Source organism: Moorena sp. SIOASIH (assembly GCF_010671925.1).
In the GTDB taxonomy this organism is placed as follows: Bacteria; Cyanobacteriota; Cyanobacteriia; order Cyanobacteriales; family Coleofasciculaceae; genus Moorena.
This window is the reverse complement of sequence record NZ_JAAHIH010000006.1, coordinates 883,157-899,307: the sequence shown is the minus strand read 5'-3', so window position 1 is coordinate 899,307 and position 16,151 is coordinate 883,157. Positions and strand designations below refer to the sequence as shown.

The following is a 16,151-nucleotide window of genomic DNA, read 5'->3' as shown; positions in this document are numbered from 1 at the left end:
TAATTTTTGCTATTTGCGCACTAGCGTGATACCCAAAGTAGACTATCTAGCTTAGCCTTGGTCAGAACCTCTTGGGGAGGTAACTTATGATAAGGCCCTTCCCAGTTAAGGGGTTGGTAGATGTATAAGATCGAGGCATTTTCCTCAAACCTACAAATCACTTTCCCCGTGGACCCTTCCTCACCTGGGAAGCAGTCTAGTTTCTCGTTTCCAGGAGTGGCTGAGTAGGCTATTCCTACCTTCACATCCTTTGGGCCAGGGATGCGATCGCTTAGCACTTCAATCCTGCCGATTTTCTGCTGGGAGATGTCGGCATCGATTTCCACTACCGGGCTATCTTGCCAGTAGGCTTTGAAAATATCGTAAGTTTCGCCTTCAGCAGAGGTGGTTTCTTTTTTAACGGTATAACTGGGCAAAGCACTCTTGATGGTATCAGCATCAAAGTTGCTGGTTTTGTTGAGTGTACCCAAACCTTCTGGAGTCAGCCTGAGATTAGACTTAGTTTCAGGGGGGGAAGGTTCCTTGGTGCAAGCGCCCAGGATACTGGTGACTAGGACTATGGTGGTTAGGGTAAATAGTGTTTTTCTATACAATCTTCTTAAAGAGTTTATGTTAACTAGTAATTACATTAGTAAAGAGTGAACTACCACGACCTACGTTGTTGAGGTCGTGGCTTCCAACTTCACGGAAGAATGCCTTAACTTGGACGGGCGTCCACGTCTTGGTCTTACTTCTTCTCCATTGGCGTTGACCTCCCCCGTCCCAGAGGAGGATAGCATTGTGATCCCTTCTGCTCTAATATTCTTTGCCGCATTACCATCTCTGTCGTGGTGAGTTCCACAACTTGGACAAGTCCAAGTCCTAACATCCAGTGGCAACTCTTTGATTCGATAATGACAATTAGAGCAGGTTTTGGAACTAGGGAACCATCGGTCTATTTCAACTAACACTTTTCCTTCTCTGTCTTGATGCAGTCGCTCATGGGGGAAACCCCCAAGACCGCGCTGCATCGCTTTCGCACTTGTAAGAAATAAAATTGACAAAGGTTCCCCAACCCATATCATAAATTGCTTTAGCTAATTTATGGTTACGAACCATGCCCTTGACATTTAGGTTTTAGACTACCACTACTTGATTCTGATCTACTATTTTTCTAGACAGCTTATGTAGGTAGTCTTGGCGGACATTTCCAATTCGCTCGTATACCTTAGCTACAATCTTTCTGGCCTTTTTGCACCCACTACTTCCTTTTTTCTTTCGGGCAGCAATACGCTGTTTTTTGGCTAACTTCTTTTCGTACTTAGCTAAGTGTTTAGGATTACTGAACTTAGAGATTTTTTCACCGTCATAAGTAATCGCAAAATCTTTGATACCTAAATCAATACCGACCACCTTCCCTAGGTGCGCTTTCCGTTGGCGAATTAAATTCGCCACGGGTCGCACCTCAGTGGACGACTTTAAGCTACCACTTTCATACTCCATCAGAACAGAAGCATAATACTTCCCAGAAGGAGTTTTGCTGACTGTTACAGTTTTGATTTCTCCATCCAGTGGGCGATGAATTACCGCTTTTACAACTCCCAGTTTCCCAGGAAATTTAAGACAATCCCTTACTTGTTTGACATTTTGGGGATACTGAATTGATTGGCGGTGATGGTATGACTTAAATCTAGGATATTTAGCTCTACTCTCAAAGAAATTTTGATACGCACGGCTCAGATTTAGACTAACAGATTGTAAGACCTGAGAGTAACAATCTTTTAACCATTTGGTCTCTTCTTGTTTTTTAAGTTTTGGGAGCATGGAATTGAGTGCAGATTGTTTCAGACCTTTGCCCGTTTCCTTGTAAGTTTCTATACACTGATTCAGTGCGTAGTTCCACCACCAACGAGCGCACCCAAAATGTTGGGCAAGGATTTGAACTTGCTCTTGATTAGGATAGATTCTGACTTTGACGGATTTATGTTTCACTGCACTCAACCTCGTTATCGACCTTGCTTAATATTATATGCATTTCACTGTAAGATGTCAAGGCATGAGTCAAATACTTGGCTCGCTATCCATCCGAGAGACGAAACCTTAGGATAGGGTAGCCTTAATCAAAAAGTTTTAACCTTTTTATGCATAGCCGACTAACCATAAAGGCGACCAGTACCTTACGGTAACTTCAACACCCTGGAAGAGGGTGGGTAATTCCGCGATTTTTGTTAAAGATAAAGGACGAATGTCTTCACAAAATTTTACAGTTTTATATAAAAAATATTTGATTTATATTGTGTTCAATAACTGTTACTGATAACTATTCCAAGAGCCTCATCCAAATTACAAATTGCTCCAAATTGGCACTCCCTTAAACACAGGTAAATATATATCATTTAGCTTATAATTGAAATTATCAAAAAAATCCTTTATGTTTTCGCCTTTTTATCTATAGGATTCGCCTTAACAGAAGTCTACCTATCTTCCAATAAGCTCTGGAAACGGAAACATGATAATGAAGTGGCTGAAAGTGTAAGCCAATTTTTTGGCAAGAGGTCTAATAACCTCACAAGTCTACGCTCAGCCTTGCCTTCCTAAGAAGGAATTGGAGTAGAGTTTCTTCTTTTGAAATAATATCAGCTCTGCCCTCCATCCCCAATTGAATGGTACACTGCTTTTTGCCCTGACCTAAAGAAAGGCTTTCTGGCTCTATCGTTACCTCGTAGAAGGCAGTAGCTGCAACCCCTTTCTGGCTGGAAGCAGTGGGGGCACCTGTAGTAGCACCATTCCCTTGAGGTTTAATGCTATCCTTGGAAATTTGGCTGACCACGCCTTTAAGAGTGCCGTAGTCTGGATAAGGACAGGCAGAAACCCGCATTTGTACGTTTTGGCCTTCTTCCAGCTTGCCAATGTCGGCAGGTGCCACCCCAGCCTTGACCAGCAAGGAGGCATCAGTGGGGACAATTTGAGCGATTTCCTCTGCTGAGCGCACAGTTTGACCAGAGTTTCGCAGGTTGAGTTTGGAGATGATACCGTCGGCTGTGGCTCTAATGGCGGTTTGACCCAGGTCGATTTTCACTTGTTGAAGTTCATGGGTGTTGCCCTCAAGCTGTTTGTTAATTTCAGTTCGCTGCTGGATTAGGGCTTCGTGTTCTTTGTCTAAGGTAGCGAGAGTGGCTTGACCCGTAGCTTTTTCTTGGGCAATCTGCTGTTGAGCGATCGCCACTTGTGCATCACTGGGATTAAGGGCAGCTTTGGCATTTTGTAACCTAGCTTGGGCTGCCTGAACCTGTTGTTGTTGCTGCTCAAATGCTAGTTGTGCTTCCCTCAATCGCTCCTTAGAAATGGCTCCGGTGTTTGCTATCGGCTGATATCGATCTCGCTTCGCCCTAGCTGCACTCAAAGCAGCTTCAGCTGACCTTAAGTTTGCCTCGGCTTCTTCAACTCCAGTGTTGGCGGTAATCTGCTGATTTCGATAGTCCCGGCGACGGCGGCTCAGTTCAGCTTCAGCTGAGGCAACAGCAAGGTTGGTGCGGTCTGTTTCTGCACTGATCTGGCGATTAAGAGCCCTAATCTGGGCCTTGATTTGAATAAGTTGTAGCTGCCCCTGCCTAATATGGCTAATCAGTTGACTTTTTTTGGTTTGGAGGCGGGAGTCATCGATAGTGGCAATTATATCTCCTTGTTTAACAAGTTGATTTTCTTTGACAGAGATGCTTCTAATCCTTCCCTCGGTGGCAGCCTGAACAATCCGTAATTCACCAGCAGGACGGAGGACAGCCTGTGCTTTGACGGTTTCCTTATATTTGATCACAGAGGCAAGCAGGATGGCTAGACCCACAGCAGTGACGATAAACAGTCCGCCAAAGGTAGTCCAACGACTAATCGGCGGCAGAAATTCGTTTTCTTGAACTGGGGGCAGGAATTCTGTGTCGGAGTTGCTAACCATGATCTTTGTATTTCTAGTTTTCGGTTTTTTATACTTGCAATAGATGTCAGAAACTTTTAATATAGGATTAATAATGATATAAAACCCCATGGGCGGCCATTCCCTACGGGATAGCTTCGCTTCACCCACAACATGCATGATGAAAATCTTTCTCCCCTGCTCCAGAGGCCTATTTTAGGGTTAGGGTTTAACTTAACCCAGGGCACTGTTGGGAGAACTGCCGTTAGCATGAAAACTATCCGATTTAACTAGCAAACCGTTCGTTGATGGGTGAACGTCGTCTAGAAAGTCTAAGTGGTCCCCAGCTTGATAACGCAGAGTCTTTGGGGTGCCAGAGATTTTCAATTTCCCTTTTTCGAGCATGACAATCCAATCGGCACGCTCAATCACTTTGGGGCGATGGCTAATCATAATTGTGGTTTTGCCCTGTCGGTGGGAGAGCAATTTATCTAGCGCTTGGGCTTCGCTCACCGGATCGAGAGCGCCAGTGGATTCATCTAAAATCAGTATTGGCGGGTCGGTGACTATCGCTCTGGCGATCGCTAATCTTTGCTTTTGACCACCAGAGAGGTTCGCACCAAATTCCCCTAAGACCGTTTGATATTTGTGAGGAAGTTCGCTAATAAACTCATCGGCACCGACTATCTGGCAAGCTTCGACAATGCTCTCAAAGCTGACGTCCGGATGGCTAAAGCGGAAGTTGTCAATGATCGAGCGACTCCAGAAGTTGGCTTCTTGGGGCACCAGCACTACCTGCTGCCGCAGGCATTCTATTGAGAGGTCTTGCTGGTTGTAGAGACCATAGCGGATATTACCAGATCCGAGGGAATATAAACCAGCAATTAGCTTAGCGAGGGTACTTTTGCCACAGCCAGATTTACCAATCAAGGCAATGGCTTTACCCCCTGGAATCGTGAAGGAAAAATCTTGCAGCAGGTCAACTCTACCGGCATGGTGGAAGTTGAGGTTAGTGCAGCTAATATCTGCATTGCCGGGAATTTGGGCCCAGGGCTTTTTGAAGTCGTTTTCGTCTTCTGGGGTGGCGTCGATGACTTCTGTGAGCCGTTGAATGACAATCTGGGCAGTAATAAACTCATCAACTAACCCGACCAGAGAAACCAGGAAGCCGAGGAAGTTGCCACTCATGCCGTGATAGGCCATCAGCTGACCGATGGTTAAGGTCTGATTAATCACCAGGTAGCTGCCTAACCAGAGTAAGGCAATATTGGTAAAAGTGGTAAGAATGTCAGTGATAGTGCCGGTGTAAAGCCCTAGCTTCATCGCAGACCATTCCAGGTTAGCAAGGCGACCATAATTGGTCTGATACTCTTGCCAAGCTTGAGGTGTGGCTTGGGTGGTTTTGAGTACCTGGACACCGCGAAAGGTTTCGACCAGAAAGCCTTGGTTTTCCGTACCTAAGATAATAAGATTGCGGGTTTTTTGGCGCAAAGCGGGGAGAAAAAGCAGGTTGATGGCAGTGACGATTAGAAAGGCTGCTAGGGAAGCGAAAGTTAATTCCCAACTGTAGAAGAGCATCAAGCCCAAGGAAACCAAGGCAATAAAAAATTGGCTGGGTAAACCGAGGACAATTTCGGAAACTAGGTCATTGACGGCATTGACATCGGCAATGCGGCTGACAACTTCCCCGCTACGATGTCCTTCAAAATATGATAGGGGCAAGCGCAGGAGTTTGCGACCGTATTCAAGGATCAGACCTAATTGCAGTCGCTGACCAAAGTGACCGATTAGGTGAGACTGCACCAAACCGACGGCACTGCTAAACAGGTTCATGGCAATCACCCCAATAGCCACGGTGGTGAGCAGTTGGGTATCCCCCCGCACGAGTACGTCATCGGTGAGCAGCTGGGTCATCAAGGGGGAGGCAAGGGAAAGCAGTCCAATGGCGATGTTGATGGCAATTGCCTGAGCGAGAATGCCTCGATAGGGCCAGACCCGGGACAGATAGCGCCCTATTCCGCCGACTTTATCGTTCGATTGCTCGTAAAAGCGACTCTGATCTGGCATCAGCAGAAGCATGACACCATTACCCCAACCTTCAATTAACTCCCGACGGGTGAGGTAGCGGATGCCGAAGGCGGGGTCGGCGATCGCATATTTTTTCCGTTTTTGCCCGTAGAGAACAACCCAGTGGTAGCCTTTCCAGTGAATGATGGCAGGCAGAGGCACTTTGTTTAATTGGTCGAGTAGTTCTGGGGAGGCTTTGACTGTGCGAGCATTGAATCCGAGGGCTTCTGCTCCCCGCCTCAAACCGAGCAGAGTGGTTCCTCGCGACCCAGTGCCGACTGCTTCTCGCACGCGGTTAAGGGCAAAGGTACGTCCGTAGTGTTTGGTCACAGTGGCTAGGCAGGCAGCACCGCAGTCTTCTTCAGAGTGTTGGAGTACGCTGTGGTATTTCATCGGTGAATCCTGAGTTCTCAAAGTAGTAGGGGCAAGACTTGCTCGCCCCTACGGACTGGGAAAGAGAATTTAGAGGAGCTCGGATAAACGCGAGAGCGTTTTTTTGAAGTTCTAGCTGTTCATCCGAATACCTCTACATACTGGCCCCTAGTTTCGTCACCCCATCAAACAGGGCGCACCCTAATAGATGAGGTCCTATCGTTTATGAAGTCGCCTACAAAACGCTTTGCCTTCCCTCGCCGAACATAGAAGCTCTCCCTTTGCCCTTGAAAGTTTCGCCCATCAAATAGAGTCACTTTATACAATGACGAATTACCACCAGAGACCCTGAAAGATGAGATCTTATTGTTAATCGATCCGCCTACAAAACCTATGTCTAACTTGTTGCCATTCTGAATAAATTGCTTTTTAAACCCCTCAAAACCGCGCTTATTAAAGGCTACTAGAGTAACTCCCCCACTACAGGCGGCGGCAGTTTCATCGGAAAGTTCCTTCAGGGCAGGGATGTCGTCGAGGTTTTGGAATTGGTTGTCAATGTTTGACATTGCTTTTCTCCTTGATTACAGTTTAGTGTTGGAACAGCAAGCTAAAAACTTGTTGGCTGTCCTTCGATTCTTTGATAAAGCTCACCTGGTATACATTCACCATCAGCCCATTCCATCAAGTTATAGACGGTCGAGATAATGGCAACCTGATGTATTTGATGGCCTACGATTCAATAGTATGGAAAGCAACCAAGAATTAAAATCCCAAAAATTCAGCTCTTTTAAAGGTCAATTCATATGAACTTTATGAATAATCCTGTAAGCATTCAGCGGTCAGTGGTCAGTGGTCAGCGGTCAGTGGTCAGCGGTCAGTGGTCAGCGGTCAGTGGTCAGCGGTCAGTGGTCAGCGGTCAGCTTATGTTATTCAAAAGTACCGATCTAGTAGCGTGGCACAGGCTAGAAGCCTGTGATGTAAGGCATAAGCTGATACGCGACACGCTGATAGCTGAATGCTTACATAATCCTCATGAATGGGATCTGAGGGACAGTCAGTCAAGGGAGTTATGAACCCCACGCAGAAATCAGGATGCCCGATCCAGCAGTTACGACTTACACACCCAGAGGTGTCATAACTACATCCGGGTTAAAAAACCCTGGAAAACCCAGTCCTTGAGGTGCTCCCGAAAGTTTTTGTAGCCGGGACTTTCAGTCCTCTGGGCTTAAGAGGAGCTATAGTTTTTATCATAATTATGAGGTACATTCAATGTCTTGATGCCGTCCCTCGTGGTCAAGGTGGCTGTGTGGGTCACCTGGGTCAGTACCTGTCTTGATGCAGTCGCTGATGGGGGTTTCCCCCATCAGCGACTGCATCGCTACTCCCTACTCCCTACTGCCATTAACCCAGGACTTTGTACCTCACCCAATTGAGTACTGCTGTATAATAAATAGCGGCAGTCAGTCCTGACTTTTCAGGGCTTCTGGGGAAAACACCATCAAATATCAGCTCAACTCTTATCTTATTATCAAAAAACTAGGCTTAGAGCTGATTCGTAAACTCGCTGTAATCCTTGTAGGATAAGGCTTGCAATCAAATAGAACAAATGAACTATTTAATACCCAAAAGACAATCATAGCAAGGCTTTCAGACTTCTTAAGATTTACTTTAGGAATCAGCTCTTAATGATAATGATTCAGGGTAGAATAGCGATGCAGCGAGGCCAAAGGGGGTTTCTCCCACTCGCGCTTTGCATCAAGACAAGGCTTGGCGGATTCAGAAATGAGCGCGATCCTAAGCATTGAGCCGCTACGGGAACGCTTTGAATAAAAAAGATACCGTCAAAATTCAGCAGTCAGTCAAGGGAGTTGCTAGTCATGAACCCCACACAGAAATCAGGATGCCCGATCGAGCAGTTAGGACTTACGCACCCAGACGGGTTATACGACATCCGGGTTAAAAAAACCCTGGAAAACCCAGTCTTTGAGGTGCTCCCGAAAGTTTATGTAGCCGCAAGTTTCAGTTTTTTGGGCTTAACAGCAGCTATAAAAGGGGATTTGGTATAAAACATCTGTAATTCCCCCTTCCTTGCTCGGTGTTCCCCATTGACATTAATTATGGATATTGACAAATTCCTAACCCAATTAAATAATTTGCTGATTGCCAAGGGAGAAAAAGAGCTGTCTCCTCGTGATCAGAAGATAATCCAAGATTCTTGGGCAGGTAAAACCTACGAGGACATGAATATTCCTGGATACACCACGGATTATATTAAGAAGATGGCTGCTCCTTCCTTATGGAAGAAACTGTCAAACCTAACAGGACAACGTGTCACCAAAAAAAATCTTCGGCTAGTTCTCGAGTCATTATCAAAACCGTCAAGCTCTATTCCTGAGCCGACCGAAAGTAGTCCCCTCTTAAAACTCGATTTAAGTGACGCACCCTATGTATCCGATTTCTACGGACGCACCAACGAACTGGCTCAGCTAGAGCAATGGATTGTCACAGATCACTCTCCATTGGTGGCTATTTTTGGCATTACTGGCATTGGCAAAACTGCCTTGTCAGTGAAGCTAGTTGAACAGATTAAAGATCAGTTTGAGTATGTGATTTGGCGATCTCTTAAGGATACTCCATCTGTTGAAGAAGTTCTGAGTGACCTGATCCAATTCTTTTCCAACCATCAGGAAAACCCTTCATCAACAACTCTAAATAACCTGCTATCGCGACTAATGTATTACCTCAACCAGCATCGTTGTTTGGTAGTTCTTGATGAAGTAGAAGCGATCATGGATGCTGGTGAATCCTCTGGAATTTACAAAGAGGGCTACCAGGACTATAGAAAATTACTGCAATGTATTGGGGAAAAACGCCATCAAAGCTGCTTGTTGTTGACCAGTCAAGAACCTCCCCAGGAAGTTAAGGAACTAGTAATCAGGCAAGGAAGAATTCGGGAATTCCAACTCAAAGGCTTGAAAAAGGAAGACGCTAAAGCACTCTTGTCAAAGGACGGTATTTCTAAATCTTTGCATGGAGTGGGACAATTAATTGATAGCTACAAAGGTCATCCCTTAGCCTTAAAGATTGCGGTTAGGACGATCCAAAACTGCCATAATGGTAAAATTTCGGATTTTCTCAAAGGCTCATTATTTATTGGTGATGTTTTAATCAATATGTTCGACAAGCAATTTTCTCTATTATCAGATTTCGATCAAGAGCTAATGAACCATTTAGCCATGGCTACCGAGCCAGTTTCAACTCAATACTTGCTAGCTCAATTTTCTTCATATCCCAACAGAGCGAGTTCAGAAATAAAGACATCTATAAATAATTTGTTACAACGTTCACTTATTGAGAAAACTTCTCAGGATATTGGGGAAGTCTTTTTTAATGTAGAGCCTGTAATTAAAAACTATCTTAACAAACGTTTGTACTAGGGTGGCTGATTTAAGTAACTATGATTCAGATCGGACAGGAAATACACAATCGTTACCAAGTTATCAAAAAGTTAGGCAGCGGTAACTTTTTTCAAACCTTTGAAGTATAAGATTTGCTGGGTATTAACTCAAGTAACTTAGGCAAAATGAAAGTGCTGAAAGTCCTGAAATTAAGTTACTATAGCAATTCAAAGATGAGATAAAAAGTCGTTGAGCTGTTTCAGCAAGAAGTAGAAGTGTTGAAGCAGCTCAATCATCCAGGAATTCCCCGAGTTGAGCCAGATAGCTACTTCCGTTTTGTGCCTAATAAAAATAACCAAGACGACTTCTTACACTGCTTGGTGATGGAGAAGATTGATGGACTAACGTTGGAAGATTGGCTGCGACAGAACAATCAACTAATTACTGAAGCACAGGCAATTGACTGGCTAAAACAACTGATAGTAATACTTAATGAAATCCATCCCAAGTATTTACATAGGGATATTAAACCTGATAACATCATGGTCAGACCCAATGGACAACTGGTATTAATTGACTTTGGCGCAGTTAAAGCACTAACCCAAAAATACATTATTCAACAACAACAAATTACTTCGCAAAATACCAGTATTGGAACCCTAGGATATATGCCGCCAGAGATGATGAATGAACATGAAGCTTATCCACAATCTGATTTTTTTTCCTTAGGTCGTACCTTTGTGCGGTTGCTCAGTGGTAAACACCCTAGTGATTTTACACAAGAGTTACAAACTCAAAAGTTGTTCTGGCGAAATGAAGTGAAATCTTTTTCGAAAAGACTGTTGAACTTAATAGATTTTCTAATGGAACCGGATTGGCAAAATCGTCCCAAAAATACCCAGAAAATTCTGTTATATATGTTCGATTTTCTGATGGTTCCGGCTGCAAATAATAATTATAAGAATACCAATATTGTAGGAAGTAAAAGGGTTAAGCCTAGCAAGGATAAGTTGATTAATTCAGGATTATTAATTTTTAGCATTGTCCTCAACTTCATTTTAATTTGTTTACTTATTAAAGTAGACTATCTAAGGCATGTTGTAGTTTTGTTAATGTTTGTAGTCGTCAGTATCCTGTTAATCTCACTAGTATTTCCTTTAAAATTTCCTTTATTCATTAAAATAGTATACAAGCTGTTACTGTCTAGGAAAATATAGCGGTTTGCCACCCGCGCTAATTACAATTACGGGGCTATCTTGCCAGTAGGCTCTGAAAATATCGTAAGTTTCCCCTTCAGCAGAGGTGGTTTCTTTTTTTACGGTATAACTGGGCAAAGCAGTCTTGATGGTATCAGCATCAAAGTTGCTGGTGGGTGTATCTCACTTTTGTAAATTTTGCGTAGGGTGCGTTAGGGGTGGGCTCGCCCTGATTTTCTACCTCTTCGCCACCATTGAAATAGCCCACCCCGTAACGCACCACCGAGTCAAACAGCAAAAATGAGATGCACCCGTTGCTGGTTTTGTTCAGTTTACCCAAACCTTCTGGAGTTAGCCTGAGATTAGACTTAGTTTCAGGGGGGGAAGGTTCCTTGGCGCAAGCGCCCAGGATACTCGTGAGTAGGACTATGCTGGTTAGGGTAAACAGTGTTTTTCTATACAATCTTCTTAAAGAGTTTATCTTAACTACTAATTACATTACCAAGAAGGTTAAACTTAAACAATAATACTTGTTCTACTTAGCCCAAGACACTACTATCGCACTTTGACCCCAGCAACGGTTTTTGAGCGCACCTGTTGTCCAGGCACAAGGCGATGGGTTCCGCCGACGATGACTTGATCCCCTGGTCGGAGGGTACCACGAACCAGAATGCGGTTACTCTGTGTCTGCAAAATTTCCACATCCCGCCGTTCGACACTGAAGAGGTTCTCTGCACCGGAAAGATCCGATTCAGCCGATTTCCCCAAGACGTAGCAAGACCACAAACCACGTACTCCTTGCACTAGAGCGGTGGTGGGTAGCCAGTAACCAGCAGTAGGAATAGTTTCAGCTAATTTCCACCTCGCTACCTGTCCAGGGGACACTTCCCTGACGGCCAAGGGATCCAGGGTGAGGACAACGGTTAAGGTACGGGTGCTAGAGTCTAGTTCGGGCAGAATTGAGGAAACTCTGGCTGGATAAGTCTTCTGTCCGATTTGCAACGATTGCTCGCTGTTGAGTTGGAGTTGGTCAGCGGCGGTTACGGGCACACCAATCCGGGCTTGAATTGCACCATCCTCCACTAAGCGAAGGATGGGCTGACCAGGGGAGACTACAGTTCCTTCGTCAAAAAGGCGGGCAGAGATGGTGCCAGAAAAAGGGGCTTTCAGGATACTGTTTTCCAGTTCAATTTCGAGACTGGCTAGTCTGGCATTCAGTTGTTGGATGGATGCTTGTTGGGCTTCAATGCGTTCGGGGCGTGTTCCAGCTAGTAGCTCATCTACCTGGCTTTTGGCTTCCTCAAGGCGAGCTTGTTGGACACTGGTTTGACTAGCTGCCTCATCGAGTTGCTCACGAGAAATTGCCCCTTCGCTATACAAAGCTTCCCGTCGGGAGCGTTTCTTGCGAGCGAGTTCGAGTTGGGAACTCAAATCCCTCACTGAAGCTCGTGCTGCCGCAATCGTTTCGGAACGCGGTCCAGCAAAGAGTTCCTTGAGCTGGGCTCGCTGTTGGGCAAGATTCGCCAGTAATTCCCGCTGTTGGGCTTTCAGATTCCTGGTATCTAGGTAAGCCAGGGGCGTACTAGCTTTAACCCAGTCTCCTTCATCCACTGTGAGGCGGACTAATTTACCAGAACGCTCAAAGCCCAGTTCGCTACTGCGGCGGGTGACTAGGGAACCAGTGTAGGAGCGCAACAGTTGGTATGAATCTACCGACTTGATGCTGATTGTCTCAACCGGGAGGATATTGCCGGAAAAGGAAGCTTGAGGCTTTGATTCCTGATTGGCTTGGCTAGCATTAAGCTTGGATAAATTTAAGCGCCAGTTAGATCCAGGGGGACTGAGCAGAAAAATACAGAACCCAGACAGTAATAAGATAGTCCCACTCTGCAATAAGCCAAATTTATTGAGTGAAAGGGTTTTTTCCCTTTCGTTGACAGTTAACGAAGGGAAGATTTGCTCTTGCTCAACAGCAGGAGGAGATTTATCCAATCTGTCTGTCTGTTCTCGAGTCAGACTAGTTTGATGGCCAGCTGAGTTATTATTCATAGTAATGACCCCCGACAGTAGGCGTGCTATTGGCATTGAAATGTTCTATGGTCAGAGTTCGATATTGCCTGTCCCTCACTCTCGGACGACGACGGAAAAGCAGCAAGTAAGCACAAGGCACGAACAACAGAGCTAGGAGAGTAGCACCGCCTACGCCACCAGCAATACAGATAGCAAGAGGGGGCCAAAACTGACCACCATCAAGCAACAGGGGTACGAAACCAGCTACTGTAGTGATGGTGGTGGTGAGGACGTGGCGAGTGGAAAGAACAATTACCTCTACCATGGCTTTTCGGTTTCCTTGACGAGCCATTGAGTCAGACCGGAGGGCAGCTAGGACGACGATAGAGTCGTTAATCGCCACACCCACTAGACCAACGGTGCCGAGGATAGCCATGAAACCCAAGGGATAGTCAAACATCCACAAGGAAGCAAGTGCCAGACCAATGGAACCAATACCCACTAGAGCAATGATCCCGGCAGACCGGAAAGACCCAAAAGACAGGACTAGGGTGGCAACCATTAAGACTAGCAGCACACCGACGGTGGACAACAGGTTGCCTACGGCTTCATTGCGTTCGGCGGATTCTCCTCCCCACTGCAGAGAATAGCCTGGGGGCAGTTGGAAGTCACTGGTTTCTAGGCGCTGTTTGAAGTCTGCTAACACCGTTGACGGTAGGACTCCTGCCGTGATGAAGCCTTGGACTGTGTTGACCCGTTGGCCATTGCGTCGGGTAATGGTGGCTAGTTCGGGAACCAGTTCGATTTGACCAAGGGCAGAGAGGGGAACGGTCGGGGGATTTTGATTCGATGGGATGGTGGTTGGCAGCAGGTCGAGGGTGGCAATTTGGTCGAGGTTGCCGCGTACGCGTTTGCCTAGGCGAACGCGCACTGGGAGTTCTTCGGTACCCTCTAGGATAGAGCCACCGAGTGTTCCTTCCAGGTTACCATTGAGTTGCTGGGCAATCTGGGTGTTGTTCAATCCGGTGAGTCGGGCTTGTTCTTCGTCTAAGGATAGGGCGAGTTTGGGTAGGGCTTCCCCTAAACTGGTGCGGGTGTGGGTGATGTTGGCTACACCAACCAGTTCTTCCCGGACCTGGTTTCCTAATTGTTTTAAGATATTTAGGTTAGGGCCTATGATACGTAATTCAATGGGGGCAAATGGTGGTCCCTGTTCCAGTTGTTTGACTAAGACTCGGGCTTCTGGGATAACAAGGTCTAGTTCTTTTTGTAGGTTTTGAATCAACTGGCGGCTCTTGGTGGCTGAGGTCAGTTGAACCATGGCAGCAGCATAATTGGGCATTCCACCCTTGTTCCCCCTGGTGCTTAGATTGTAGTAGAATTTAGGGGCATATGTTCCTAAAAACCAATGAACGTTAACCACTTCGGGGTGGTTCAAAATCACCTCAGTTGCTCCTTCAACAACAGATTGGTTTTGTTCTAAGGATGCGGATGAGGAAAGTTCCAACTCGATGTGGAATTGATCTCGATCTGCCGGAGGGAAGAACTGCTCTTGGAGAGTTCCAGCCATCATAAAGCCTGTGACTGGTAAAATCAGAGCTAGCACCACTCCCACTACAGGGCGTGCCAAGATAGAAGCCAGGGTATGACGATAAACTTTAGTTAACCTGGGTATAGAAAAGCCTGTATTCCACCAGCCCTGGAAGGTTAATTGATCGTTTTTCGTTCCTCGTTCATAATTTAGAACCTGCATCCTGCCATTGAGAGCGGGGATGACTGTTAAAGATAACAATAGGGAACTGAGCAGAGCAAGGATCACACTAAAAGAAATTGTCCCTACAAATTCCCCTGTATCCCCAGGAAGAAGAGCAATCGGGAGAAAGGTCAACACTGTGGTCAGGGTGGATGCCAATAGGGGTATGGCTAAGTACTTGACAGTTTTGGCTATTGCCTTTTGGGGTGGGAGACCCTGTCTGAGTAGGTTTTCCATTTCATCGACAACGACAATGGCGTTATCGATCAACATCCCTAGAGCAATTACTAGTCCGGTGATTGATATCTGATGCAGGGGAATTCCCAGTACTCTCATCCCTCCAAACACCATCAGGACTGAGAGGGGAATTGCTGAACCGACTACTATGGCAGCTTTCCATCCCATGAGGAAGGCCGTACTGGTAACAACACACAAGGAACCGAGGATCAGGTTTTGGAACAAGCCATTCAATCGGCTGTCTACATAACGGTTTTGGTCTAGCAGCAGTTGTAAGTCAATGCCACTGGGGCTACTCTGGCGGAACTCTTCTAGGGTTTGGCGAGTCCTTTTCATCCAACGATCAATGCGTATACTAGGTTCTATGCGAACGGCTAAGGCGATTCCTGGTTTGCCATTGATGATGGCTAGCTCCCCAGGGGGCTCTTGTATACCTTTTTTGACATTGGCAATATCTCCCAGGCGAGCTAACTGTCCTGAGTTGTTGCCCAGACCAATAGGAATTTGTCGGATGCGCTCTAGAGAATCTAGCTCTGTTTCTACTTCAATTAACAGGTTATTGTTGGTGCTACGGAGTGTTCCTGAGGAGACCTTAGCATCGCTGATGCGGATTTGCTCGGAAAGTTCTTGGGGGGTAATACCTAAAGCCGCTAGGTCAGCCTGGTTGATTTCGACAACAATCTCTTCCGATGGAGCACCAAAAAACTCGATTTCTTCTGTACCTCCTTTGGTGCGTAGTTCATCTTTGAGTTCTTCTGCTATTCTGCTCAAAATAGCATAGTTAGCTGGTGTTTCTAAATCCCAGGTGAGTGCAACAATCAGTGTATATGCCCTTTGATTAATCTCTTCGTATTTTGGTGTTAGAGCTCCTGGAGGGAGTTGTGGGGTAACATCGGCGATGCGATCGCGCACGCGAGACCAAACTTTGTCAAAATCCTCAACAGTATCTTTGAGTTTGATAACTACTGTAGAGCTGCCAAAGCGTGAGGTGGATGTGATAGTTTTAATCTCTTCAATCTTAAATAATTCTTGTTCTAATTTGTCCGTCACTAGAGATTCTACCCGTTCGGCACTGGCTCCAGGAAAACTGGTGGTGATTTTGCCTAACCACTGACTGAGCTGGGGATCTTCCATGCGGGGCAGGATACCTAAGGAGGAAAATCCCAAGACTAGAATGAGGAATATAGTCAGAATTAGCAGTCTTATATTGCGGTATAATAGGCTTGACATTG

At 45.7% G+C, this 16,151-nt stretch carries 11 protein-coding genes and 1 pseudogene; 5 read left to right on the top strand and 7 right to left on the bottom strand.

Features of this window, described 5'->3' with window-relative positions:
- Positions 1-20 precede the first annotated feature (20 nt).
- The 5 genes and pseudogenes from F6J90_RS36070 to F6J90_RS36050 form a co-directional block, all read right to left on the bottom strand.
- Entirely contained in the window at positions 21-593 is a 573-nt protein-coding gene (locus tag F6J90_RS36070) for a DUF1131 family protein (protein WP_293105205.1), read from the bottom strand.
- A gap of 60 nt (positions 594-653) precedes the next feature.
- Positions 654-1,971, bottom strand: a pseudogene (locus tag F6J90_RS36065) (RNA-guided endonuclease TnpB family protein).
- Positions 1,972-2,545: 574 nt separating this feature from the next.
- Positions 2,546-4,066, bottom strand: coding sequence for an HlyD family efflux transporter periplasmic adaptor subunit (locus tag F6J90_RS36060; RefSeq protein WP_293105202.1), 1,521 nt, complete (start codon positions 4,064-4,066; stop codon positions 2,546-2,548).
- A 54-nt stretch (positions 4,067-4,120) separates the two neighbouring features.
- Positions 4,121-6,346 carry a peptidase domain-containing ABC transporter gene (locus F6J90_RS36055; protein WP_293105199.1) on the bottom strand — a complete coding sequence of 742 codons (2,226 nt, stop codon included), beginning with the start codon at positions 6,344-6,346 and terminating at the stop codon, positions 4,121-4,123.
- Between the two features lie 164 nt (positions 6,347-6,510).
- A complete protein-coding gene (locus F6J90_RS36050) occupies positions 6,511-6,891 on the bottom strand; it encodes a hypothetical protein (protein WP_293105196.1) in 381 nt (126 codons plus the stop codon).
- 246 nt (positions 6,892-7,137) lie between these two features.
- Here F6J90_RS36050 and F6J90_RS36045 point away from each other — a divergent pair, with 246 nt between their 5' ends.
- The 5 genes from F6J90_RS36045 (at position 7,138) to F6J90_RS36025 (ending at position 10,940) form a co-directional block, all read left to right on the top strand.
- The gene (locus F6J90_RS36045; RefSeq protein WP_293105194.1) at positions 7,138-7,398 is read left to right on the top strand and encodes a hypothetical protein; all 261 of its coding nucleotides are present in this window, start codon (positions 7,138-7,140) and stop codon (positions 7,396-7,398) included.
- Positions 7,399-7,599: 201 nt separating this feature from the next.
- Entirely contained in the window at positions 7,600-7,758 is a 159-nt protein-coding gene (locus tag F6J90_RS36040) for a hypothetical protein (RefSeq protein ID WP_293105192.1), read from the top strand.
- A 444-nt stretch (positions 7,759-8,202) separates the two neighbouring features.
- Positions 8,203-8,391: a hypothetical protein gene (locus tag F6J90_RS36035; protein ID WP_293105190.1), complete on the top strand. Its 189-nt coding sequence runs from the start codon at positions 8,203-8,205 to the stop codon at positions 8,389-8,391.
- Between the two features lie 51 nt (positions 8,392-8,442).
- The gene (locus tag F6J90_RS36030; RefSeq protein ID WP_293105188.1) at positions 8,443-9,762 is read left to right on the top strand and encodes an NB-ARC domain-containing protein; all 1,320 of its coding nucleotides are present in this window, start codon (positions 8,443-8,445) and stop codon (positions 9,760-9,762) included.
- 215 nt (positions 9,763-9,977) lie between these two features.
- Positions 9,978-10,940 (top strand): serine/threonine-protein kinase, encoded by a 963-nt coding sequence (locus tag F6J90_RS36025; RefSeq protein ID WP_293105323.1) that lies wholly within the window; start codon positions 9,978-9,980, stop codon positions 10,938-10,940.
- 534 nt (positions 10,941-11,474) lie between these two features.
- On the opposite strand, the gene F6J90_RS36020 is transcribed toward F6J90_RS36025, so the two are convergent.
- Together F6J90_RS36020 and F6J90_RS36015 are read right to left on the bottom strand one after the other, a co-directional pair.
- The gene (locus tag F6J90_RS36020; protein ID WP_293105185.1) at positions 11,475-12,968 is read right to left on the bottom strand and encodes an efflux RND transporter periplasmic adaptor subunit; all 1,494 of its coding nucleotides are present in this window, start codon (positions 12,966-12,968) and stop codon (positions 11,475-11,477) included.
- Entirely contained in the window at positions 12,961-16,149 is a 3,189-nt protein-coding gene (locus F6J90_RS36015; RefSeq protein WP_293105183.1) for an efflux RND transporter permease subunit, read from the bottom strand. The genes F6J90_RS36020 and F6J90_RS36015 overlap by 8 nt, the downstream gene beginning before the upstream one ends.
- Positions 16,150-16,151: the final 2 nt, after the last annotated feature.